General features: G+C 32.9%; 26 protein-coding genes. 14 read left to right on the top strand and 12 right to left on the bottom strand.

Annotated elements, in window-relative coordinates:
- Positions 1 to 5 precede the first annotated feature (5 nt).
- From MW871_RS01825 to nadD, 4 genes are all read left to right on the top strand, one after another.
- Complete coding sequence (locus tag MW871_RS01825; protein WP_210645384.1) at positions 6 to 866, top strand: YicC/YloC family endoribonuclease; 861 nt, start codon at positions 6 to 8, stop codon at positions 864 to 866.
- A 128-nt stretch (positions 867 to 994) separates the two neighbouring features.
- Positions 995 to 1,573, top strand: a complete 579-nt coding sequence (gene gmk / locus MW871_RS01820) for a guanylate kinase (RefSeq protein WP_210645382.1) — start codon at positions 995 to 997, stop codon at positions 1,571 to 1,573.
- A gap of 121 nt (positions 1,574 to 1,694) precedes the next feature.
- On the top strand, positions 1,695 to 1,790 hold the full coding sequence (locus MW871_RS01815) for a four helix bundle protein (RefSeq protein ID WP_317192519.1): 96 nt from the start codon (positions 1,695 to 1,697) through the stop codon (positions 1,788 to 1,790).
- Positions 1,791 to 1,972: 182 nt separating this feature from the next.
- Entirely contained in the window at positions 1,973 to 2,554 is a 582-nt protein-coding gene (gene nadD, locus MW871_RS01810) for a nicotinate (nicotinamide) nucleotide adenylyltransferase (RefSeq protein WP_248427356.1), read from the top strand.
- Here the strand turns inward: nadD and MW871_RS01805 are convergent, their stop codons facing one another.
- On the bottom strand, positions 2,555 to 3,451 hold the full coding sequence (locus MW871_RS01805) for a LysR family transcriptional regulator (protein ID WP_248427355.1): 897 nt from the start codon (positions 3,449 to 3,451) through the stop codon (positions 2,555 to 2,557).
- An 86-nt stretch (positions 3,452 to 3,537) separates the two neighbouring features.
- Here MW871_RS01805 and MW871_RS01800 point away from each other — a divergent pair, with 86 nt between their 5' ends.
- The 4 genes from MW871_RS01800 (at position 3,538) to MW871_RS01785 (ending at position 7,039) form a co-directional block, all read left to right on the top strand.
- Positions 3,538 to 4,308, top strand: a complete 771-nt coding sequence (locus tag MW871_RS01800; RefSeq protein ID WP_188049413.1) for a type 1 glutamine amidotransferase domain-containing protein — start codon at positions 3,538 to 3,540, stop codon at positions 4,306 to 4,308.
- 5 nt (positions 4,309 to 4,313) lie between these two features.
- A complete protein-coding gene (locus tag MW871_RS01795; RefSeq protein ID WP_248427354.1) occupies positions 4,314 to 5,477 on the top strand; it encodes an iron-containing alcohol dehydrogenase in 1,164 nt (387 codons plus the stop codon).
- 316 nt (positions 5,478 to 5,793) lie between these two features.
- Positions 5,794 to 6,789, top strand: coding sequence for an NAD(P)H-dependent glycerol-3-phosphate dehydrogenase (locus MW871_RS01790; protein WP_248427353.1), 996 nt, complete (start codon positions 5,794 to 5,796; stop codon positions 6,787 to 6,789).
- Between the two features lie 34 nt (positions 6,790 to 6,823).
- Complete coding sequence (locus MW871_RS01785) at positions 6,824 to 7,039, top strand: hypothetical protein (RefSeq protein ID WP_188049410.1); 216 nt, start codon at positions 6,824 to 6,826, stop codon at positions 7,037 to 7,039.
- A 111-nt stretch (positions 7,040 to 7,150) separates the two neighbouring features.
- Here the strand turns inward: MW871_RS01785 and MW871_RS01780 are convergent, their stop codons facing one another.
- The 3 genes from MW871_RS01780 to MW871_RS01770 all read right to left on the bottom strand — a co-directional run bounded on the left by MW871_RS01780 (position 7,151) and on the right by MW871_RS01770 (position 9,228).
- Complete coding sequence (locus MW871_RS01780) at positions 7,151 to 7,558, bottom strand: hypothetical protein (protein ID WP_188049409.1); 408 nt, start codon at positions 7,556 to 7,558, stop codon at positions 7,151 to 7,153.
- A gap of 182 nt (positions 7,559 to 7,740) precedes the next feature.
- Complete coding sequence (gene pheS / locus MW871_RS01775) at positions 7,741 to 8,760, bottom strand: phenylalanine--tRNA ligase subunit alpha (RefSeq protein WP_188049408.1); 1,020 nt, start codon at positions 8,758 to 8,760, stop codon at positions 7,741 to 7,743.
- Positions 8,761 to 8,871: 111 nt separating this feature from the next.
- A complete protein-coding gene (locus tag MW871_RS01770; RefSeq protein WP_188049407.1) occupies positions 8,872 to 9,228 on the bottom strand; it encodes a hypothetical protein in 357 nt (118 codons plus the stop codon).
- Between the two features lie 147 nt (positions 9,229 to 9,375).
- Here MW871_RS01770 and MW871_RS01765 point away from each other — a divergent pair, with 147 nt between their 5' ends.
- Positions 9,376 to 9,882 (top strand): CvpA family protein, encoded by a 507-nt coding sequence (locus MW871_RS01765; RefSeq protein WP_248427352.1) that lies wholly within the window; start codon positions 9,376 to 9,378, stop codon positions 9,880 to 9,882.
- 49 nt (positions 9,883 to 9,931) lie between these two features.
- On the opposite strand, the gene MW871_RS01760 is transcribed toward MW871_RS01765, so the two are convergent.
- The 8 genes from MW871_RS01760 to MW871_RS01725 all read right to left on the bottom strand — a co-directional run bounded on the left by MW871_RS01760 (position 9,932) and on the right by MW871_RS01725 (position 19,318).
- Entirely contained in the window at positions 9,932 to 10,675 is a 744-nt protein-coding gene (locus tag MW871_RS01760) for an SH3 domain-containing protein (protein WP_248427351.1), read from the bottom strand.
- 106 nt (positions 10,676 to 10,781) lie between these two features.
- Positions 10,782 to 12,527 (bottom strand): BatD family protein, encoded by a 1,746-nt coding sequence (locus tag MW871_RS01755; protein WP_248427350.1) that lies wholly within the window; start codon positions 12,525 to 12,527, stop codon positions 10,782 to 10,784.
- Between the two features lie 20 nt (positions 12,528 to 12,547).
- Complete coding sequence (locus tag MW871_RS01750) at positions 12,548 to 13,312, bottom strand: tetratricopeptide repeat protein (RefSeq protein WP_248427349.1); 765 nt, start codon at positions 13,310 to 13,312, stop codon at positions 12,548 to 12,550.
- Positions 13,313 to 13,358: 46 nt separating this feature from the next.
- Entirely contained in the window at positions 13,359 to 14,393 is a 1,035-nt protein-coding gene (locus tag MW871_RS01745) for a vWA domain-containing protein (RefSeq protein WP_248427348.1), read from the bottom strand.
- Between the two features lie 162 nt (positions 14,394 to 14,555).
- Entirely contained in the window at positions 14,556 to 15,557 is a 1,002-nt protein-coding gene (locus MW871_RS01740; RefSeq protein WP_248427347.1) for a vWA domain-containing protein, read from the bottom strand.
- Positions 15,557 to 17,188, bottom strand: coding sequence for a hypothetical protein (locus tag MW871_RS01735; protein ID WP_210645361.1), 1,632 nt, complete (start codon positions 17,186 to 17,188; stop codon positions 15,557 to 15,559). The genes MW871_RS01740 and MW871_RS01735 overlap by 1 nt, the downstream gene beginning before the upstream one ends.
- A gap of 129 nt (positions 17,189 to 17,317) precedes the next feature.
- Positions 17,318 to 18,181 carry a DUF58 domain-containing protein gene (locus MW871_RS01730; RefSeq protein WP_188049397.1) on the bottom strand — a complete coding sequence of 288 codons (864 nt, stop codon included), beginning with the start codon at positions 18,179 to 18,181 and terminating at the stop codon, positions 17,318 to 17,320.
- Between the two features lie 132 nt (positions 18,182 to 18,313).
- Positions 18,314 to 19,318 (bottom strand): AAA family ATPase, encoded by a 1,005-nt coding sequence (locus tag MW871_RS01725; protein ID WP_188049396.1) that lies wholly within the window; start codon positions 19,316 to 19,318, stop codon positions 18,314 to 18,316.
- A gap of 211 nt (positions 19,319 to 19,529) precedes the next feature.
- Between MW871_RS01725 and MW871_RS01720 the strand changes: the two genes are divergently transcribed.
- From MW871_RS01720 to MW871_RS01700, 5 genes are all read left to right on the top strand, one after another.
- Entirely contained in the window at positions 19,530 to 20,402 is an 873-nt protein-coding gene (locus MW871_RS01720) for an aldo/keto reductase (protein WP_248427346.1), read from the top strand.
- Positions 20,403 to 20,659: 257 nt separating this feature from the next.
- A complete protein-coding gene (locus tag MW871_RS01715) occupies positions 20,660 to 21,412 on the top strand; it encodes an SDR family NAD(P)-dependent oxidoreductase (RefSeq protein ID WP_248427345.1) in 753 nt (250 codons plus the stop codon).
- Between the two features lie 85 nt (positions 21,413 to 21,497).
- On the top strand, positions 21,498 to 22,637 hold the full coding sequence (locus tag MW871_RS01710; RefSeq protein ID WP_210645357.1) for an ATP-binding protein: 1,140 nt from the start codon (positions 21,498 to 21,500) through the stop codon (positions 22,635 to 22,637).
- Positions 22,638 to 23,061: 424 nt separating this feature from the next.
- On the top strand, positions 23,062 to 23,787 hold the full coding sequence (locus tag MW871_RS01705) for a metallophosphoesterase family protein (protein ID WP_248427344.1): 726 nt from the start codon (positions 23,062 to 23,064) through the stop codon (positions 23,785 to 23,787).
- A gap of 42 nt (positions 23,788 to 23,829) precedes the next feature.
- Positions 23,830 to 24,327, top strand: a complete 498-nt coding sequence (locus tag MW871_RS01700) for a DUF6646 family protein (protein WP_210645353.1) — start codon at positions 23,830 to 23,832, stop codon at positions 24,325 to 24,327.
- Positions 24,328 to 24,415 lie beyond the last annotated feature (88 nt).

The raw sequence follows: 24,415 nt of genomic DNA, 5'->3' as shown, positions 1-24,415 counted from the left end.
ATTATATGATACAATCGATGACAGGTTTTGGGAAAGCAAGTTTGCAATTACCATCCAAAAAAATAACAGTAGAAGTAAAATCCCTAAATAGTAAAGGATTAGACCTTAATGTAAGAATGCCTTCGCTGTATCGCGAAATGGAATTGGGTTTGCGCAACCAAATTGCTTTGAAATTAGAAAGAGGAAAAGTAGATTTTTCTGTTTTTATCGAAAGTACTGCTGAACAAACTTCGACAAAAGTAAATGTGCCTATTGTAAAAGGATACATCAATCAATTGCGAGAAGTATATTCTGATGCTGATGAAACGGAATTGATGAAAATGGCGATTCGTATGCCGGATACGATGAAAATAGAACGCGACGAAATTGACGAAAATGATTGGGTACAAATCCAAACAGTAATTGAAGAAGCGCTACAAAACATCTTGACTTTTAGAAAAGATGAAGGAATGTCTTTAGAAAAAGAATTTCAATTGCGCATTGGCAATATTCGACAATATATGACCGATGCTTTGGCTTTAGATCCAGAACGTGTTCAGGCCATTAAAGATCGTTTGCAAACGGCAATTGCTGAACTAAAAGTAAACGTTGATGAAAATCGTTTTGAACAAGAATTGATTTACTATCTAGAAAAACTAGACATTACCGAAGAAAAAGTACGTTTGACAAATCACCTAGATTATTTCCTAGAAACTATCAACGGAACTGAGGCAAATGGTAGAAAACTAGGTTTTATCACTCAAGAAATGGGTCGAGAAATCAATACGATGGGTTCGAAATCCAATCATGCTCAAATGCAAAAATTAGTCGTTCAGATGAAAGACGAATTAGAGAAGATAAAAGAACAGGTTTTAAACGTATTGTAATAATTATATACTAGACGCGATTTACCGCGTCTTTTTTATTACACTCAATTTATAAAATTACAGTAGTAAAACATAAATAAAACAAACTGATTTACAACAATTAGTTAAAAACGCATAAAAAAATAAGCATGAACAAAGGAGGTAAATTAATTGTATTTTCGGCACCATCTGGATCTGGAAAAACAACTATCGTTAAACATTTATTAGCGCAAGATGATTTAAATTTAGAGTTTTCTATTTCGGCTGCATCTCGCGACGCCAGAGGCGAAGAGGTAAACGGAAAAGATTATTACTTTATATCGACAGAAGAATTCAAAAAACACATTAAAAATGATGACTTTCTAGAATGGGAAGAAGTGTACCGAGATAATTTTTATGGTACATTAAAAAGTGAAGTAGAACGTATCTGGAGCCTTGGAAAAAATGTGATTTTTGATATTGATGTGGCAGGTGGATTACGAATTAAGCATAAATTTCCCAACGAAACGCTGGCTGTTTTCGTTAAACCACCAAGTATTGATGAACTCAAAATTCGTTTAAAAAAACGCTCCACCGAAAGTGAAGATAAAATCAATATGCGTATTGCCAAAGCTTCGGTTGAGTTAGCAACTGCACCACAATTTGATGTTGTTATTAAAAATTATGATTTAACTATTGCACTAGAAGAAGCACATCAATTAGTAAAGGATTTTGTAGATAAAAAATAATATTAGCTTAAGATAATAGAAATAAAATCAAATAAAGATTTATTGATTTTGCAAAAAGGAATTAGAATTGTCTGTTAGTATATCACCTATTAATAGCATTCCCTAAGAAAAACTATATGCTTTGGCAAGTCAATTGAAAAGGGCTTTCGTTTCTAATCCATCAAATATTGCAGAAGGTTATGGTAGAAATACTCAAAAATCATTTAGTCATTTTTAGATTTGTGTAGAGGTTTATTATTTGAAATAGAAACTCAGTTACTCATTATTAATGAACTTGGTTTTATAATAGATCAACCTTTTTAGAAAGAAATATTGGGACAAATTGAGGAAGAATCTAAGTTGATAAATTCTTTTCAAAAACGCTCAAAAAATAATTACTAATTACTATTTACTAGGATAATGAAAATAGGACTATACTTCGGAACTTTTAACCCCATTCATATTGGGCATCTGATTATTGCCAATCACATGGCAGAATATTCTGATTTGGATCAAATTTGGATGGTAGTTACGCCTCATAATCCCTTGAAAAAGAAAAGTACTTTGCTAGATGATTCTCATCGTTTGCAAATGGTACATCTTGCTTCCGAAGATTTTCTAAAAATAAAACCTTCCGATATCGAATTTAAATTATCACAACCTAATTATACCATAAATACACTAGCTCATTTACAAGAAAAATATCCCAATTATGAATTTTCTCTTATTATGGGTGAGGATAATTTAAAGTCTTTACATAAATGGAAGAATTACGAAGTCATTTTAGAACATTATCAAATTTATGTGTATCCAAGAATTTCAGAGGAATCTGAAAATTTAGAATTAAAGAATCATCCAAAAATTCACCTTATTGACGCCCCGGTTGTCGAAATATCATCAACTTTCATTCGGGAGAATATTAAAAAAGGAAAAAACGTGCAGCCATTATTACCTAATAAAGTTTGGGAATATATTGATCACAATAATTTTTACAAAAAATAGTTAAGCCAAAGCATTTTTTAATTCTATTTCAATTTTTTCGAAAATAGTATTTAAATTGTCTTTTTTGGCTGATAAAAGAAAAACTTCTGTACTGGGCATTTCTTTACTATTCCACAATAACTGAATTTTTTTATCGGCAATAAAATTCCGAGCATTAATATCCCAAACTACTGAAACTCCCAAATTCCTAGAAAGTATCTCTATCATTTCGTGTTCTGAAGGAATGATATAATTAGGAACCATCGAAGGTCGTTTTTTATTAAAAACATGCAACCAAAATAATTTGATATGCGGAATTCCAGCATCATGACTGAACCATTTTTGATCGTTTAACCAACTTTCGGTTGCAATGAAATCTTTATTCTTAATGTTCTGTTTCAATAAAGAAACCTCGAGAGCCGAAGAACCAACAATAACTTGCTTGATTTTTCCAACATTTTTCTGAATGGTATCAAAAGTGTCATATTGTTTGGTAACAATGGCAAAATCTAACTTCTTTGAATCGACCAATTCGAATAATTGGTCATTTTCATGAAAGCTGAAATCGATAAAATCAAATTTTGAAAGCAGTACACTTCCTAAACTGATCATGAAGTGTTTTGATATCCCTACTGAAATTAATCTATTGGCATTGAATGCTTTCGCTCTAAAACCGTTTTCTACATTTTCCAATCGGTCCAGCGCCTCAATGATCAAATTATTAAGTAACTTAGCATATTCGGTTGGTTCTACTCCTTTAGATTTCCTATTAAAAAGCTTGTAGCCCACGTGCGCCTCCAACATCCCTATTTGCTGACTAACCGCTGGCTGACTGATAAAAAGTTCTTTGGCTGCCAATGAAAAATTACCGTTTTTATAAACTGATTTAAAAGTTCTGTACCATTCGAGATTGACCATGATATAAATATATTTATCACAAACATAATTTAAATTATTTTTACTAATAACATATTCGCTGTAAATTTGTACTTAGAAAATATAACATGAAAAAAATTGCCTTATTTACCATTGTAGCATTAACCGTAAGTTGTCTAAACGCAACTGCACAGAAAAAAAATAAAAAAGATATGAAAAAAGTATTATTTGTACTTACTAGTCACGATAAACTAGGAGACACTGGAGAAAAAACAGGATATTGGACAGAAGAATTTGCAGCACCTTATTATGAATTAGCTGATAAAGGAGTTGTTATAGATATTGCAACACCGCTTGGAGGTCAACCACCAATTGATCCAAAAAGTGAAGATCCAACTGCAGCAACAGAAGACACTAAAAGATTAGACAAAGACACCGCTGTTCTTGCAAAACTAAAAAACACTCATAAATTATCTGATGTGAATCAGGCAGATTATGATGCAGTTTTCTATCCTGGAGGTCATGGACCACTTTGGGATTTAGCAGAAGATAAAACTTCAATAGCATTAATTGAATCATTTTATACCAATAAAAAACCAGTAGCTTTTGTATGTCACTCTCCTGGTGCATTAAAAAATGTAAAAGTAAACGGTGAATATTTAGTAAAAGGAAAAAAAGTAACTGGTTTTTCAAATGCTGAAGAAGAAGCAGTAGGATTAACTAAAGTAGTTCCTTTTTTATTAGAAGACGCTTTACAAGCTAATGGCGCAAGTTATTCAAAAGTTGGAGACTGGCAACCTTACGCAGTAGAAGACGGATTGCTTATCACAGGGCAAAACCCAGCTTCATCTAAATTAGTTGCAGAAAAATTATTAGCTCAATTGAATTCAAAAAAATAATAACTATGTTAAATTTCGAATTATACAACCCAACCAATCTAATTTTTGGTAAAGGACAAATTGAAAAATTAGCGACCTTAGTTCCACAAGGAGCAAAAATATTAATGACTTATGGTGGTGGAAGTATTTTTAAAAATGGAATACATGCCCAAGTTATAGAAAACTTAAAAGGTTTTGAAATAGTTGAATTTGGTGGCATCGAAGCAAATCCTCGTTTTGAAACTTTAATGAAAGCAGTAGCTGTAGTTAAGGAGCAAAAGATTGATTTTATTCTTGCTGTAGGTGGTGGATCTGTAATTGATGGAACTAAATTCATTTCGGCTGCAGCACAATTTGATGGAAATCCAATGGACATTCTTCAAAAACGCTTATTGATCAAAGATTTATCTAAAGTAATTCCTTTTGGAACCATTTTAACTTTGCCTGCAACTGGAAGTGAAATGAATTCTGGATCTGTGGTAACAATTGAGGCTACACAAGAAAAATTAGCTTTTGGTGGTTCAGCATTATTTCCAAAATTCTCTATATGTGATCCAACTGTAATTGAATCTTTGCCAAAAAGACAATTGCAAAACGGAGTTGTAGATGCTTACACCCACGTATTAGAACAATATCTAACTTATGTGCATGAAGGTTTCCTTCAAGATCGCATTGCAGAAGGTATTTTGCAAACTCTACTTGAGGTTGGACCAAAAGTAGTAGAGAACCCTAAAGATTATGCGTTGGCATCTAATTTTATGTGGAGCTGTACTATGGCGCTAAACGGCTTAATTCAAAAAGGAGTTCCTTCAGATTGGGCAACTCACATGATTGGCCATGAGTTAACCGCTTTATACGGCATTGATCACGCTAGAACTCTTGCAGTAGTAGGACCAAACTTATATCGAGTAATGTTTGAAACTAAAAAAGGTAAGCTAGCACAATACGGAAAACGCATATTTAATTTGACGGGTACAGAAGATGAAATTGCTACTCAATCTATTGAGAAAACAGTTGCATTCTTTCATACGATGGGAATGGATACAAACCTTTCTGATTACACAAAGGAATACGATAAAACAGCTGATTTTATCGTAAAACGTTTTGAAGAGAGAGGATGGTTAGGATTGGGTGAAAAACAAAATATCACTTTAGATAAAGTTAAATCTATTGTCGAAATGAGTTATTAACTCGCTTAAATCCTGAGTGTAAATTTCAGTACAAAATAAAAAGGCGTCTTCCAATTTTAATGGGAGGCGCCTTTTAAAATTCAAAATATACTAACTAACTAATTCAATTCGGATTTTTTTGTTAAATTAAATAACAATATATAAAGATAACGAAATATCACTAACTATATTGCTTAAAAAATTGAAAATTAGTGTTTTAAATTTAAAATATTGTGAAATTATACCTTAAACCCTTGTGGTCTCTAGAGTCTCCCTTTCAATTTAATTTGTTTAATTAGTACTTTTTTAATTACTTTTGATTAAATTCAATAAAAAAATGACTGAGAATAAAAAATTTGCAGTAATTGGTGGTGGTAGTTGGGCAACTGCGATTGCAAAAATGTTGTGCGTAAATCTTTCTGAAATTTCGTGGTACATGCGAAATGAAACTGCAATAGAGCATATTAGAACTCACAAGCATAATCCAAATTATTTAAGTTCAGTTGAATTTGACACTAAAAAATTAAAACTGACTAATGACATCAATGAAGCTGTAGCTTATGCTGACTATATCATCTTTGCTATTCCTTCTGCTTTTTTGAATGATGAATTAAAAAATCTAACTGTTTCCCTACAAGATAAAATTATTTTTTCTGCAATTAAAGGAATCGTTCCAGAAACAAGCTTAATCGTTGGAGAACATTTTCATGTAAAATATGATATTCCGTATTACAATATCGGAGTAATAACAGGACCTTGCCACGCAGAAGAGGTCGCTTTAGAACGTCTTTCTTACTTGACTATCGCTTGTGGTGATCCTGACAAAGCAAAAGTGGTTGCTAAAAATTTATCTGGTAACTACATCAAGACTAAAATCACTGATGATATTATAGGAACTGAATATGCTGCAATGCTAAAAAACATTTACGCAATAGCGGCAGGAATTGCACATGGTTTAGGTTATGGGGACAACTTTCAATCCGTGTTGATGAGTAATGGGATTCGTGAGATGAAAAAATTCATCAAAAAAGTGCACAAAATGAAACGAAACATTAATGATTCAGCTTATTTAGGTGATTTATTAGTAACCGGTTATTCTATATTTTCTAGAAATAGAATGTTTGGAAACATGATTGGAAAAGGATATACGGTAAAATCTGCTATGATGGAGATGAGCATGGTTGCCGAAGGATATTATGCCGTAAAAAGTGCTTATAAACTCAATCAAGCTTATGGTGCAAATACTCCTATTATTGATGCTGTATATTCCATTCTGTACGAAGGAAAAGAAGCTAAAACTGTTTTTAAGAAATTAACGGATAAACTAGATTAAATCTTTAAGAAACTAAATAGTAAAAAAAATTAGGATGAGTGAAAGATGGAAATATCAGATTAAAATGGGCGGTATCTGGGGCGTATTCATGTCCTTATTCATGCTCTTATTTGACCTAAAAACAATTTCGGTTTCTGAGCAACTATCTCAACCTAGTTTTTATATTCGCGCTGCAACTTTCATTATCCTAGGGATTTTTGTATTGGGCTATATTACTTGGAAATCTAAAACCAAACAGCAAAATCGCTAGATGTTTTTTTTTATTACTGCAGAAAATAAAACTAAAACAAGATTTTATTCATTTAAAGTAAGAGACGCTTTCAAGTTACAAAATTGTAGAGCATATTTTATTCGAAATAGTCTATCTTACAATAACACCATCAATAAATAAAATAGGCACTTCTTCAACATCGGTCTCGTTGATAGAATTTGCCTTAAAGATGAACTTTTTGTCGTATAGTTTATTGTCCATAAAGAAAGTTACCATAAACTCATTATTAAGTACTAAAACGCTTTTCTCTATCATTTCTATTTTGACTACTGAGACAGCGGGAACTTCAACAAAAGCATGACGCAAGAGCGATGTTTTTTTCATTTCACCGTCAATAGTTCCAAAAGCTTTAGAAACAACCATAACGCTTTCTATAAGAAAATCACTGTCGTTTACCAAATAGGCATACCACACTTTTTCCATAAAATCATCACTCCATTCTTGAACTACAGCAACGAAAACATTTTCTACTTCGGGAATAATGATGTCTTTTTTCATATTGTTTGAGTAAAAGGAAGCAATAAAAAAATTGATTCTTTAATTAATAATGTGAGGTTTTGAAAAGTAAAATTTTCTTGAAACCGAGGTTCCTTAGCCCAGATGGAAGCGACATCCTTTTTATAAGGCGATTTTTATCGCCTTATAAAAAGATATAGTGTACAGCTGGAAATAGCTTCTAATTAAATACTAGATTTAAATTGCTCTAAGAAACGAACATCGTTCTCGTAAAACATACGAATGTCACCAATTTGATACAGTAACATGGCAATTCTTTCGATTCCCATTCCAAAGGCAAAACCGTTGTATTCATCAGGATTGATACCGCAGTTTTTCAGCACATTAGGATCGACCATTCCGCAACCCATGATTTCTAACCAACCTGTTCCTTTGGTAATTCTATAATCAGTTTCTGTTTTCAGACCCCAATAAATATCAACCTCAGCACTAGGTTCTGTAAATGGAAAGTAAGAAGGACGTAAACGGATTTTAGATTTCCCGAACATTTCCTTAGTGAAATATAAAAGTGTTTGCTTTAAATCAGCAAACGAAACGTCTTTATCGATGTACAAACCTTCCACCTGGTGGAAAATACAGTGCGAACGCGAAGAAACGGCTTCATTACGGAAAACTCTTCCTGGAGAAATGGTTCTAATAGGCGGTTTATTGTTTTCCATGTAACGCACTTGCACGGATGAAGTGTGCGTACGAAGCAAAATATCTGGATTTGTTTGTATAAAAAAGGTATCCTGCATATCACGTGCCGGATGGTATTCTGGCAAGTTTAAGGCAGTAAAATTGTGCCAATCGTCTTCGATTTCTGGTCCTTCAGAAACGTTGAAACCGATGTTAGAAAAGATATCTACAATTTGATTTTTTACCAATGAAATTGGGTGACGAGAACCAATAATACTAGATTCAGGAGAACGCGTTAAGTCACCATAAAATCCCTTACTTTCCTCTTTACTTTCTAAAGATTCTTGTATAGATTTTACCTTTTCTTCAGCAGAAGTTTTTAGCAAATTAATTACTTGTCCAAACTCTTTTTTCTGGTCATTAGGAACATTCTTAAATTCAGCAAAAAGTTCTTTTAAAAGTCCTTTACTTCCTAAGAATTTGATACGAAAAGCTTCTAATTCGGCTGTGTTTTGAGTTGAGAAAGCTTGTGCTTCACCAATATATTCTTTTATCTTGTCTATCATTTTCATTCAATAATTGAGAGTGCAAAAATAAGTAATTTGTTCTGAGTTTACTCTTTAAAATTTCTAGTTTTTAAAGTAAAACAGTAATCTATAATCGTTATTCAAAAAAAATTACTCAATTACTTCTCTTTCAAGAAAATAATTGACAATGGCTTCTTTCATCAAAACTGATTGTTCTCCCGCTTTTAGTGGCGGCAACTCCTCTTTTACTTTGTAATGTGGCCAACCTTCCTCATCAAAATATTCGAATTCATAAAAACCATACGGTTCTAATAAGCGACAAATAGCGATGTGCATTAGGTTTAATTTTTCATCTTTTTTATATTCTCTATGCACTTTACCGAGTTCTTGTACTCCAATTAAATAAATAATGGCGTCTAAATCTAAATCTTCTCCTTGTGAAAATTGTTCCGAAAGTATATGTACAAGCTGTTCCCAGCGTTCTTTAAGTTGTGTGTCTCTTGACATGTTGATTTGTGATTGCAGATTAATATTTTTTGAGTTTGATTTTCCAAAAAACAATCTATTATTTGCGCAAAGATAAGAACTTGAAAATTGGCATTTGATGTTGAAGTATTCTTTTATATTTGTGCTCGCAATAAATTATAAATTACAATGGGATTTTTAGATATCATTTTGTGTGCTTTACTAGTATTTGCTTTCTATAAAGGCGTTGTTAACGGTCTTTTTGTCGAATTGGCTTCGCTGATTTCATTAATTCTTGGGATATATTTTGCTATTAAATTTTCTTCTTTCATGAAGAATATCTTAATGGGTTTTGTAAAATGGAATCCCAATACTATTCAGATTGTTGCTTTTGTACTTACGTTTATTGTAGTGGTTCTAGTCATTCATCTTTTAGCAAAATTCTTAACAGGCATAGCTAATTTTGCATTTTTAGGATGGTTAAACAAACTTGGTGGAGGCTTTTTCAGAGTACTAAAAACTATTCTGATTGTAAGTATTGTTTTTTCTGTTTTTGAAAAAATAAATTATAATAATTATTTAGCCAAAAAAGATACGCTTGACAATTCTCTGTTTTACAATCCTATACAAAAAATTGCAGGTTACTTTTTCCCTTCCATTAAAAAAGGATATGAGGAAATGAAGAAGAAAGCTTAGGGTTTAAATTAAAGCTTCCAGCCTTTGAAAGGCTGGAAGCTTTAGAATTTTACTTTACTTCTTTGATGGCGCTACTTTCTATCCAACCCTCTGATCCATCTGTAAGTTGAATTTTTTTCCATTTCCCAATAACTTCCTCTACATAAACTTTTGTTCCTTCATGTAACAAAAACAATGGTTTCCCACCGTCTCGAGGTTCGCTTTTTACATTAGCCATTTCTGCAAAAATAATTGCCGGTTTCTCCGTATCAAAATATTTTTTTTCAAAAATCGCTGAGGATACTGTTATGAGCATGAGTAAAATTGCTAGAAACATTCCTATAAAAAATAGGCGTTTCCATACTGTGATTTGCAAAAAATAATAACCTATAAAAAATAATAAAAATAATGTTGCTAATCCTATGGTTGCCCATGCCCATGTGTTATAATGATAAATTCCTGTAAAGTCACGAACTAATTTAGCAAAGCCAACTTTAGGAATAACTTTGATTTCATCGATGGTTCTTTTATTCGCAAATTTTAAATTATTTTGGCTTTCCTGATCCTTTGGATTCAGCACTAATGCTTTTTCGTAGTAATAAATAGCTGGAGCCACTTTATTTAATTTGTAATAGGTATTGGCTAAATTAAAATAAAGCTCAGCAGAATGTTGATTGCTGTTTAAAACACTTTCATACGCAACAGCGGCATCCGCATAACTCCCTTTTTCATAAAGAGCATTCCCTTTTTCGAAGCCATTTTGAGCAAAGAAAAATTGGGTAGAAAGTAAAAATAGGTATAATATGTTTTTCATTTTATTTCTTTTTGCCACAAAGACTTTATTTCTCTATTTATTTTAATATTCAATTTTAAAAAATAACTTGTATTTACTAAAATCTTAAGACTTAATAGCTAATTCTTTATATCTGTTTTTCTAATTCAGAGATTATTAAAACTGCTTGATCAAAATCATGTTGTATTGTAGCACTTGAGGAAGGCGCATAACGAGCAACCTCGCAATTTTCTGTCAATACAATAAAGGCATTTACGGTTTCTTGATTCGCATTTCGAGATAATAGTAACTCTTGAATATTATCTTTACTCATTTCTGAGGTTTCAATATGTAATTTTGCCTTCAGAAAATTATGCATTGCTTTCTCTAATGCGATATAGAATAATTCTTTGTTCTTAATTTGTTTTTTGGCTTCTGATAAATATTTTTTAGCCAATTTATTATTCATACGAATTCTATTGCCACTAATATCGCCAGCCAATGCCTCTTTTTTATTCTTGTATAAAACAATTAATGGTAAAAGTAAAAACGGTATAAACAGTAATAATAAGAATAAATTTGAACCAAAGAAATCATTTTTTTCTATCGCAATCAATTGCGTCTTTTTCTTAATAGAAGAGAAATGTTCAATTTCAGCAATTTTATTTTTATTACCTTTATTTGATGTCGAATCAACAGGAACAGCACCTTCTAGAACATTAATCATTATCTCAGGAGAAGTAATGGTTTTATACGTTTTTGAACTCAAATCGAAATATGAAAACTGCAATGGTTTTACGGGATAATTCCCTTTATACTGTGGAACTATCGTATAACTATCGGATGATTTTCCGTTCATACCAGAAAGTGGAGTACTAATATCTTCGCTATGCACAGCATCATACATTTCTAGCGCATTAGGCACTTCTGGTTTTGGTAAACTAAATAATTTTAAGTTTCCTTTTCCGGTTACGCTAACTACTAAATCAAGACTTTCGCCATTTTTTAAGTTGTTTTTAGAAGGCGTTACTTTAAAATCAAAGTTCCCTACAGCACCACTAAAATTATCAGGTTTTCCAGCTTCAGGTAATGGTTTTACATTAATAACCTTAGTTCCGGCCGATACTCTTTTGCTCGTTTCAGTCAGCACCATTCTACCAAACATATCCCTACGATTGGAAGGTAATTGCACATCAATCTCTAATGATAAAGGCTCAATTTTAAGTTTTCCTGATTTCTGTGGATATAAAACTACTTTCTTGAGTACCACGTAGCGATAGTTTTGTCCTCTAAACAATCCTTCCTCCGCTTCAAGTTGTTTAATTTCAATATTTTGACTCCAAAAGTCATTGTATTTTGGCTTGCTTAACTCTCTAAAATTAGAAATTCCAACATTTGCAAAATACAGTTTGTAAATTACCGTTGTAGGTTCGTTTACATACAAATTATCTTTGGATACATCTGCAACCAAATATAGATTTTCATCAGCAGTTATTTGTTGCGTATCATTAGGATCTCTTGGCTGTTCTTGAGCAGCAGTAACGATAATTTTTATAGGCGCTGTTCTATAAATTTGACCATTATATTCTATGGCTGCAGGCTTAATAATAAATGTTCCTTTTTGATTTGGCACTAAAAAATAGGAATATGCTTTTTCAAAAGAGCTTCTTCCGTTTACCCATGATTGGCTCACTTGCTGACTAGGTCCGGCAATAATTCTAAATCCCTCGAATGAAGGTTGTACAAAATTATCGCCATCAACATTCATCATAAAGTCAATACGCAATCTTTCGTTTAAAGCTACTGTAGTTTTACTAACTCGAGCTTCAAATTGAACTTGCGCAATAAGAGAACCGCATACCAATAAGACAATTGCTACTAAATATTTTTTCATTTTCAAAGTATGAGATTGAATTACCAATCCTTTTCTGTTTTAACCGGTTTTCCTTTTACTTTCTGAGCGTTCACTTTATCTTGAACTTTCTTTTCTTCTTTATTCACGGCATTCAAAAGATTTTCTAAGCGCTCTTTAGAAATCCCACCTGGAGTTGGCTTAGGCTCTCCTTTATCATCTTGTTTAGGATCATTTTTCTTTTTATCCTGATCGCCTTTATCGTCCTTCTTATCTTTATCCTTATCTTGATCTTTTTTGTCTTTTTCGCCGTCTTTTTTATCGTCTTTCTTGTCTTTGTCTTTATCCTTCTTGTCGTCTTTTTTCTTGTCATCCTTTGGCGGATTATCTTTCAACATTTTTTTTGCTAGAGCATAATTATATCGGGTTTGCTCGTCAGTAGGATCATTTCGTAATGCATTTTTATAAGCTTCCACTGCCTGCGTATAATCTTTCTCATTCATAAAAACATTTCCTAAATTATGAAAGGCGCGATGCTTCTCTTCCCTAGTTTTTGAGTTTTTTAATGCTTTTGCATAAGCAAATTTTGCTTCTGAGGATTGTTTTTGCTTATAAATACTGTTTCCAAGATTGTAAGGTGCAGTTGCTTTACTAGGAAACTTAGAATCTGAAATCCTATAATCTGCCTCAGCGTCTGCAAAATTACTCTCTGCGTATTCCTTATTTGCTTTAGGCAAAACTCGATCTTTCTCTTGCGCATACAATCCAGCAGTTGCCAAACTTGCGAACATAAAAAAAATTAGTATGGTAGTTTTAAATCTTTTCATTTAGTGTGTCTATATGCCTAAAAGAATTCAATCCTTTTAGAAATAATTATTTATTCTCGTTAAATAAATCTAACTTTTTAACCCAATTCGTTTTTCTTTCCAACAGAAAAACATCAGCAAATAACAGCAAAAAAGCAAAACCCAAAAACCATTGAAATTGCGATTGAAAATCAGCCATTTCAGTAGCTTCAAATTCTGTCTTTTGAATCTTATCTAAAGTAGCTTTTATGTATTCTAAAACCTCTTTAGTATTATTCCCGTTTACATAACCTCCTTTAGTCGCTTTTGCAATGGCTTCTAAACTCGCTCTGTTCATCTTGGTGATGACCACTTCATTATTGTTGTCTTTTTGAAAACCTTCAACTACACCATTACTCTTCAACGGAATCGTAGCCCCTTTTTCAGTTCCTATACTTATTGTAATAATTTTTAATCCTGCTTTGTTGGCTTCTTCGGCTGCCGCTTGGGCATCGTCAGAATGATCTTCGCCATCCGAAATCAAAACTAATAATTTACTTGTTTTACTTTTTTCATCAAAATAAGTGATCGCCAGTCGTATGGCATCATCTAGAGATGTTCCTTGCGACGAAACCATTTCGGTATTCATACTTTGCAAAAACATTTTGGCCACACTATAATCACTTGTAATAGGCAACACTGGGAAAGCACTTCCTGCATAGGCGACTATCCCTATTCTATCACTTCCTAATTGATTGATAATTTGGGAAACAATTTGTTTACTCTTGTCTAATCTATTGGGCGCAACATCTTCAGCAAGCATACTCTTAGAAACGTCCATTGCAAAAACAATGTCGATTCCTTCTCGCTTTACCGTTTCCATTTTAGTACCAATCTTTGGATTAACCAAAGCAATAATTAGTGCTAATAAAGCCACAACAAAAACTACTAATTTCAATACGGGCTTAAAAACCGAACTCTCCGGACTCAATTTTTTCACCATTTCTAAATCTCCAAACTCTCGTTTCTTTTTTCTTTTCCAATATAAATTAGCAAGAAAAACTAACACGATAAACGGTAGTATAAAAAGGAGATACAAATATTTTTTTTCGTCTAATTCCATTTATAATTTTAGATTTTTGAATTTAGATTGTAGATTTTACTCTCAACCTTAATTCTAAACTTATGATTTCAATTCTAACATTTTACTCGTAAAGACTCCTTACAAAAATCTTAATATCTGTTCCTACCTCCCTTCCCTTTGGGGAGGGCCGGGGTGGGGATACTAAATAAAACTTCTAAAAACTGTTTTTCTCAACCCAAATTCAGCTAATAATAAAAAACCGGCAAGCCAAACAAAAGTTCTGTATTTTTCATCATAATCATAAAACTTTAATTCTTCTATTTCAGTAGTTTCCAATTTATTGATAGAAGCATAAATCTCTGCTAACTTAGAATTACTCGTTGCTCTAAAATATTTTCCATCGGTTTTAGCAGCAATATTTTTCATTAATTGTTCGTCAATCTCTACTTTCATGTTTTGAAATAAAAACTGTCCATTCGGCGCAACAGCATAAGGAGACATTGCCATACCGTTAGTTCCAATTCCGATGGTATATACTTTAATCCCGTATTGTTTTGCAATATCTGCCGCTGTTTCTGGCTCAATAAATCCAGCGTTATTGACACCGTCTGTCAACAGAATTATCACTTTACTTTTTGCCTTACTATCTTTCAATCGGTTCACAGCAGTGGCTAATCCCATTCCAATTCCTGTTCCATCTTGCAAAACATTATCGTACTTGATGGTTTTGATCGCCTCCAGAATAATTGGTTTATCGCTGGTTACTGGTGTTTTTGTGTAAGCTTCTGATGCATAAATAACTAATCCTATTCTATCATTTGGTCGTTCTTCTACAAAGTCGGCTGCCACTTTTTTAAGCGCTTCGAGTCGGTTTGGCTTTAAATCTTTAGCCAGCATACTTCCTGAAACGTCAATTGCCATTACAATATCAATTCCTTTTGTGGTTTTAGTTTTGTTACTCACATCCACCGTTCTTGGCCTTGCTAAGGCGATAATTAAAGAACACAATGCAACAATTCTAAAGCCGTTTAAAATTGGTTTTAATTTCGTTAAAGTAGATTCTGATCCTTTAAAACCCTGCAAAGAACTTATTTTTAAAGTTGCTGTTTGCTCGTTCTTTTTCCAAAACAACCAAAAAACGGCTACAGGAATGAGTAGAAATAACCAAAAAAATTCTGGGTTTAAAAAAGTTATTTTATCCATTATTTAGTTACTTGTTTTAATTCCACCGAGTTTAAAACTCGTTCTGAAATTTCATTACCGTATTTATCTCCTTCTTCGTGCATTAATATTATTTGCTGTAATCCACCTTCTTGACTAAATAACAAAGCTTCATAATATAATTTAGCACTCGATTTTGTCAAAGCATCCATTTGCGAAAAAGTCCCATACGCTTTTACACCTTTTACACCTTCTTTGGTTTCAAATTCTTCCTGCTTCACAATCATGTTTTGAGCACCTTGCGATTCTAACGATTGTAAAATTCCATCCATTGATTTAGTCAAATCGATTTCTGTTTCTTGCTTGAATTTTAAGGTCGAAACCATTAAATAAAAATGATCTAAAACACTTCCGTAAGCAAAAGATTGCATTTCTTTGATCAAAGCCATACCTTCTTTTGGCAAAGTTTTGGTCAAGTCTACTCTTTTTAACACTTTTGGAGTTTCAATTACAACGCCTGGATTTCCGTATTCACTTTTAACCCATTCTGCTTCTAATAACTCTTTTGTAGGATGTCCCAGTAAATTATCTTTGACATAATCAAATCCCTTGGTAGCAATTAAAAAAATCGTTGTAGCCAATAGCAAAAACAGCACTGAAGCCACTGCCGTAATAATTCGCTTTTTACGCTGCTTTTGTAATTGAATTTGGATCTGTTTTTGTCTTTGAGCTTCATTCAATAAAGTATCTTCCTCAACTTCTACCGCTACTGGAATGGATTTGTCTAAAGTTAAAATTACTTTTTGAATTTTATTTCGATCCTCCGTAATTTCAAAATCCAATGGTTTAGACTTCGCAAACTTTACTAAATCGGCTTGTTTTAAGACGCGTTCTAAGTTTTCAATAATTTCCTGTGAAAGCGTCATTTTCTTTTTGACAGAAGCAGCTCTAAGTCCTTGAATCAATTCGGAAGTCGTACTTTCCATTGCTGGAATTTCAATCGCCTCTTCGATGTAATTCCTGGCAATATCGGTTAACTCACTATAATAGGCTTTGACTTCTCCTTTTTGCCACAATTCTTTTTTCTCCAAAGTATCTAGCAAAGTAGTGGCTTTCTCTATTGGTGTTTTTATGATGGCTTCTTGTAATTTTTTCTCTTGGCGTTTTTTAAGGAACCAATAAATAAAAGCACCAATTCCAATAATTAACGCAATGATTAAAAGGTATTTCCACCAGTTTCCAATAGGATTTTCAGCAGGAGCGATATCCTTGATGTCAAACATTTTTTGTTTTAGAGTATCCACTTGAACATTAGCAACCTCAACCAAAAGCGAATCCGTCATAAACGGTTTGCTATCGATAAAGATTTTGATGCTTGGAACAACATAGCGCCCAGAATCAAACTGAGTCAGTCCGTATTTTTTGATTAATTCATAACGCCCATCAATCTTAGCGGTATCAACAGGATACGAACGAATAACCTCTAAAGCACCCACATTTTTTAATTTCGGAAAAATAACTTTAGACGATGGATCAACCGTTGTTTTTATTGACAGTTTAAACTCCGCACCAATTTTATTTTTAAGCGTATCAATACTTGTAACCACTTGTTTTTGTTGCGCAAAAACAGCTGTGGAAAGCAGTAGAAATAATAAATATATTTGTTTTTTCATCTTCTTATTTTTTCCTATCCACTCCCAACGCTTCAGGACTTTCCGAAGAAAAGGGAGGCGAATGCGAAATGTATTTCTGTCTTATATTCTACTCCAAACTCCTCCCCTTCGGGGAGGTCGGGAGGGGATTTATCTCGATTTAAAATAGCTTAATAATTTCGTCACATAACTTTCGTCAACTCTTGTGTTTACAACACCTGATCCTGATTTACTAAAAGTGTCCTTAAAATAGTTCAGCTTTTCATGATATAATTTTTCGTAATTCATTCGAACTGATTTCGAACCGGTGTTAACCAATTGAATTTCTCCCGTTTCAGCGTCAAGCATAGAAACCATTCCTAAATCTGGCATTTTTTCTTCTCGAATATCGTACACTCTAATTCCTGTTATATCGTGTTTCTTCGCAGCAATCTTTAAAGTATTTTCGTAATTCTCGGACATAAAATCTGATATTACAAATACAATCGCTTTCTTTTTTTGAGTTCCCGATAAGAATTTTAGTGCTTGTGCAATATCGGTTTTGTGGCTTTTAGGTTGAAATTCGATTAATTCCCTAATAATACGAAGTACGTGAGATCTTCCTTTTTTTGGCGGAATGTACAACTCGATTTCATCTGAAAACAAAATCAAACCTATCTTATCATTATTTTGAGTGGCAGAAAATGCCATTGTTGCTGCAATTTCTGTAACAATATCTTTTTTGAATTGATTTTTAGAACCAAAACTTTCAGATCCAGAAATATCGACCATCAACATCATGGTTAATTCTCGCTCTTCTTCAAAAACTTTTACATGAGCTTCATTGTAACGCGCAGTAACATTCCAATCAATTGCACGAATATCATCTCCATATTGATATTGTCGTACTTCGCTGAAGGTCATTCCTCGTCCTTTAAACGAAGTATGATATTCCCCAGAAAAGATATGATCGCTCAATCTTCGGGTTTTGATTTCTATTTTACGTACTTTTTTTAAAAGCTCTTTTGTATCCATGTTTTTTATTGCCACAAAGGCGTCAAGGCGCTAAGTTTTTTTCAAAGCTCTTTTGTATCCATTTGATTGGTGATTAACGACTGATGATTTCAAATCTAAAAATCTAAAATCTTGCATCATAAATCTGAAATCTTAGGGAACTTCAACTTCGTTTACGATTTTGTTTATGATGTCTACAGACGTTATGTTTTCAGCCTCTGCTTCATAAGTGATTCCAATTCTGTGACGCAATACATCATGCACTACAGCGCGAACATCTTCCGGGATTACATAACCACGACGCTTGATAAATGCATAACATTTTGCCGCGTTGGCTAAGTTGATACTTCCACGAGGTGAAGCTCCAAAACTGATTAATGGTTTTAATTCGGCTAATTTATATTGCTCTGGATAACGTGTTGCAAAAACAATATCCAATATGTATTTTTCTATTTTTTCATCCATGTACACTTCACGAACCGCTTCTTGAGCTCGTAAAATTTGTTCAACAGAAACTACAGCATTTACTTTTTCGTAACTTCCTTTTAGGTTTTGGCGAATTACTAATCGCTCGTCTTCCATTTTTGGATAGTCAATCACTGTTTTTAGCATAAAACGATCGACTTGTGCCTCTGGAAGTTGATAGGTTCCTTCTTGCTCCACAGGGTTTTGAGTAGCAAGAACTAAAAATGGTCGGTCTAACTTGAATGTCGTATCACCAATAGTCACTTGTTTTTCCTGCATCGCCTCTAATAAAGCTGATTGCACTTTAGCAGGTGCACGGTTAATCTCATCGGCAAGTACAAAGTTGGCAAAAATAGGTCCTTTTTTTATAGAAAATTCATTTGACTTGATATTGTAAATCATAGTTCCTACAACATCTGCTGGCAATAAATCTGGTGTAAATTGGATTCTACTGAACGATCCTTGCACGGCTTGCGAAAGCGTATTAATCGCCAATGTTTTTGCCAATCCCGGAACTCCTTCTAATAAAATATGTCCTTGACCTAAAAGTCCGATTAACAAACGCTCCACCATGTGCTTTTGACCCACAATGACTTTGTTCATTTCCATGGTGAGAAGGTCTATAAAAGCACTTTCTCTTTCAATTTTTTCATTGATTGCTCTGATGTCTAAAGTAGCCGTATTTTGTTCCATTTTATTATTTTTAAAACCTTGAATTTAATGCCTTTGTTTTGAAGGTGCAAATTGAATTTTTTTTTAGAGGTAAGATGTTAAAAAATGGTTAAAACTTCAGTAAATACCTTAATTTTAAGGATGAATTATGATACAATTTTTATATTTTTAAGAACTTTGAAAAATAAACTTTGAATTAGAGAATTTACGTATTCAACAAAAAATAAAAACAATGAGCAAAACAAATTTATCACCCGTTATAGCTGGTGTCATGAATTGGGGAATTTGGGATAAAAAACTAAATACCAAAGAAATGGAGAATATGATTCATGTGTGTTTAGAAAATAAAGTAACCACCTTTGATCACGCAGATACTTATGGCGATTATACAACCGAATCTGATTTTGGAAAAGCACTTGCTTCCAGCAAAATTGCAAGAGAAAAAATGCAACTAATCTCTAAATGCGGCGTGCAATTAGTAACAGAAAGTCGCCAAAATTCGATTAGACATTATGACTATTCTAAAGAATATATCATTTCTTCGGCTGAGAATTCATTAAAAAATTTACAAACTGATTATCTAGACGTTCTTTTATTGCACCGACCAAGTCCTTTGATGGAAGCGGATGAAATTGCAGAAGCGGTTTTGAAATTAAAATCAGATGGAAAAATAATCGATTTTGGATTGGCAAGTTTTACTGCTTCGCAAACAGAATTAATTCGTCAAAAAACGGAAATTAGTTACAATCAAGTTCAATTTTCGGCAACTAACTTTAAACCGATGGTTGATGGAAGTTTTGATTATATGCAGATGAATAACATTCGTCCGCTTTCCGGAAATCCTTTAGGTTCTGTATTTAGAGAAGATAATTCACAAACTCGCAGATTAAAAAAACTATTGGTTACCTTAATGGAAAAATACCATTTAGGTTCAGATTCCATATTGATCGCATGGATTTTACAACATCCAGCAAAAATAATTCCTATTGCAGGAACAGTAAATGTGGCTCGTATTCAATCGTTAAAAAAAGCGGTAGAATTAAAATTAGACAAAGAAGACTGGTTTGCGATTTGGACTGCAAGCATGGGCGAAGATGTAGCATAAATTGTTTTTATTTAACAAGGATTTCTCCGGGTTTCACAGCTCTATTTTTAACGAATTCGGGTTAATGAATACAGGTTTGCGTGAGGGATTGCAGTGGAGCTCTTTATTTATTTTTTCTCGTTTTTGGACGAGAAAAAATAAATAAAAGCGGGAACGGAAAGCCCGACCTAAAGTTACGAGGAGGAATGACGACGAAATTTTAGGTCACGCCCAAATAAAAGTAGGACTAATTTTAGCATGAAATAAAAAATAAAAAAATGAGTAAAATAGCTTTAGTAACTGGTGCTAGCAGCGGAATTGGGAAAGCAACTGCGCAAATATTAGCCAAAAATAACTACAAAATTATTCTGTGTGGTCGCCGTGAAGATCGTTTATTAGAATTGAAAAAGGAATTGTCCGCGTTTACAGAAGTCTACACTTTATCCTTTGATGTTCGAGATAAAAAAGCAGTTTTTGACAGCATTAATTCCTTGCCAGAAGCATTTTCTAAAATTGATGTTTTGATTAATAATGCCGGAAATGCACATGGTTTGGATTCAATTCAGAATGGAGATTTAGATGATTGGGATGCTATGATCGACATTAATGTAAAAGGACTTTTATATGTTTCGAAAGCTATAATCCCGAAAATGATTGCGCAAAAATCAGGTCATATTATTAACATTGGTTCGATTGCTGGAAAAGAAGTGTACCCAAATGGCAACGTTTACTGCGCCTCTAAACATGCTGTTGACGCATTAAATCAGGCGATGCGAATTGACTTGAATCCTTTTGGAATTCGCGTTGGTGGAATTCATCCGGGAGCGGTTGAAACAGAGTTTAGCGAAGTGCGTTTTAAAGGAGATTCGGAAAGAGCGGCCAATGTTTACAAAGGTTTTGAGCCGTTGCGAGCTGAAGATATTGCTGATATTATTCATTTTGTAGTTTCTAGACCGTATCATGTAAATATTGCTGATTTGATTGTACTTCCTACTGCGCAAGCCTCGGCGACGGTGATGAATAAATCTTAATAAAAGTGAACCGCAGATTATAAAGTGAAAATAAATCTGCGAATCTGCGGTAATTTTTATAACGTGTTTTAAAAAAAAGAATTCAATGATCAACAAACGCATTCTTATTAAAAATCTTCTCGCTCATAATGACGAGAGCAGTTTTTTTGATAAAAAGCGGCAGTTGAATTTACATTCGCAAGAAGGAAAAGCTAAGTTTTTGAAACATATTTGCGCCTTATCAAATTCGAATCCCACAAACAATTCCTATATAATTGTTGGCGTCGAGGATCAAGATAATACAATTGTAGGAGATGATTTTTTTGACGACAGCCGAATTCAGAATTTAGTAAATGCGTATCTAGAAAATCCTCCGAAAATACAATATGAGAATATCCCTTTTCCAAATTTACCCAAGGATAAAGTAATTGGATTGGTTACTATAAGTCCAAAAAGCAATACGTCGCATTTTAAAAAAGGGATTTATACCATTCCAATTTACAGTGTTTATATGCGTCAAGGCAGCAATACCATGCCAGTTATTGGTAAAATTGAAAAAAATTACCAAAATACAGAAACTGTTTTAGGTATCGAGAATAATTCTAGAAATAGTATTGCTTATACGCTTGATGGTGTAATTGATTTCTTGAATTTTCGGCACAAAGACATGGCGCCGAAATATAAAGTATTTAAAGAATTATTTGTAATTTGTTGGGCAGGGATTCCTAAAAGATCGCGCGACAAAACCTATTTATCGCGCGTAGATATTGAACTCATTAATGAACAGATTAAGTTATTTTACTCCGCTCAAGATGTGGTTGAAATTACTTATGATGAGGATAGCTTTACTATTATAGAATATGTTCCTTTGGGATTAAATGACAAAACAAGTTATTATCCGTTAGAAAAACAGACGATTCATTTTCAAGATAATGGGTATTACAAAATTGATAGAGTAATGCTTTTTGAACCACCGAAATTCAATAAAAAAATGCTGTTTCATATTTACAATTCAAACATTGCTTTGTTGAACAAATTACAAAAAGGACATTCATTATCCAATCAAGAACAGAAAGATTTAGAGAACTTACCCTCAACCTTTATGATTTGTTACCTTAACGGTTTTGATGATGCAAAACAAAAACTGATAGATGCAAAAGCATTATTGAAGCCATTCTTATCCGTATACCTATCGTTTAAAGAAGCGTTACGTATTTTAAGAAAAATGAAGTATGATGTACAATAGATAGAAACTCCTCCTATTTTAGAAAGAATGAACATTTAAAATAATAAAGAATTTTTGGTTTTATAAATTCTAAAATAAAGAAATTACTGCTTTTAAAACCAAAGAAATCATTTTAGCTAAAAGTAAGGATAGAGAAAGAAACGTACTCATCTTGAACAAATTTAAATTATTTTTGGTAAAGTTAATTTTAAAAATACTCAAAAACAATCCCCTAAATTAGTGATATTTAACCCTAATTAAAAAATAATTTACAATTGGAATTTGAGTTTAACTAGATTGTATTTTATGTTCACCTTATTGTAATTAATTTTTAAAATATATATTAAAAACACACTGTTTCAGGACTGTTTTACTTATTTTTATAAATTGAAAAATAGCATTTCCTTTATGCTGTTTTTACATTATTAAAAAGACAAAATAGGACATGAGAACACTTGTTATAGGCGATATCCACGGTGGCTTGAGAGCGCTTCACCAAATTATGGAAAGAGCTAAAGTTACTAAAAATGACACTTTGATTTTTTTGGGGGATTACGTTGATGGCTGGAGTCAATCTCCACAAGTCATCGATTTCCTTATTGCATTAAAAACAAAGCAAAACTGCATCTGCATTCGTGGGAATCATGACGATTTATTATTGGAGTGGCTTGATGAAAGTAAAGATAATTTGTTATGGTATAAACATGGTGGAGAAGCCACCGTAACTGCTTATGAATCTGTTAGTTTAATAACCAAAAAAAAGCATATCGGATTTTTAAAATCACTTCATAATTTTTTCTTAGATGAGCAAGGTCGTTTGTTTGTTCATGCTGGCTTTACTAATATGAATGGGGTTGAATATGAGTATTTTCCGAACCAATTTTATTGGGACAGAACTTTATGGGAAACGGCTTTGTCACTTGATAATAGAATGAATTTAGACCATCCATTCTACCCAAAACGTTTTACACTTTATAATGAGATTTATATTGGTCATACTCCTGTTACCCGAATTGGAGAAACAACTCCTGTTCAAAAAGCAAATATATGGAATGTAGATACTGGAGCAGCTTTTAAAGGTCCGTTGACCATTATGGATGTTGATACTAAAGAATTTTGGCAGAGTGAACCCTTACATCAATTATATTTTGATGAGAAAGGAAGAAATTAGATTAATTGAACTAATTTTACGTCAAATTTAAAATTGAAGAGTATGAAAAAGACTATTACATTAGCGTTACTATTCACTATCGGTCTTATAAATGCACAAGCATTTAAAGGAAATGGAGATGTGAAATTTGATATTGGAGCAAACATTCAAAATGGAGGATCTGGAATTAGAGTCTCTACAGATTTTGGTCTTGGAGAAAACATGTCTTTTGGATTCGTTACTTCTTATTTATTATCTGTTTCTAAAGATGAATTAGACAACACACCGTCTTTTGGAGATAGAGTAGATGTTAAAGGTCGTTTTAATGCGAACTTAGGGAATGTATTTCAATTAGATCCAAAAATGGATATTTATCCAGGATTAGATTTAGGGTTAAGAAATTTTGGAGCACATTTAGGTTTCCGTTATTTCTTTACAGAAGGTTTTGGTATTTTTACAGAAGCAGGAATTCCAATTGCAAGTTACAAAACAAATCCTGTTGGCTTTGATCGATTAAACAACCAATTTGTATTTAACATTGGTGCTTCTTTTAATTTATAGTTTTATTTCAACATAAATTTTACAAAGTACTAAGTATAAAAAAAGGCAATTTGAAAATTTCAAATTGCCTTTTTTAGTATTTTATTTT

Origin of the sequence: Flavobacterium pygoscelis, assembly GCF_023162025.1 — a bacterium.
Classification (GTDB): Bacteria; Bacteroidota; Bacteroidia; order Flavobacteriales; family Flavobacteriaceae; genus Flavobacterium; species Flavobacterium pygoscelis.
The sequence above is the reverse complement of the archived record's forward strand: the minus strand, read 5'-3'. Positions and strand labels throughout refer to the sequence as shown.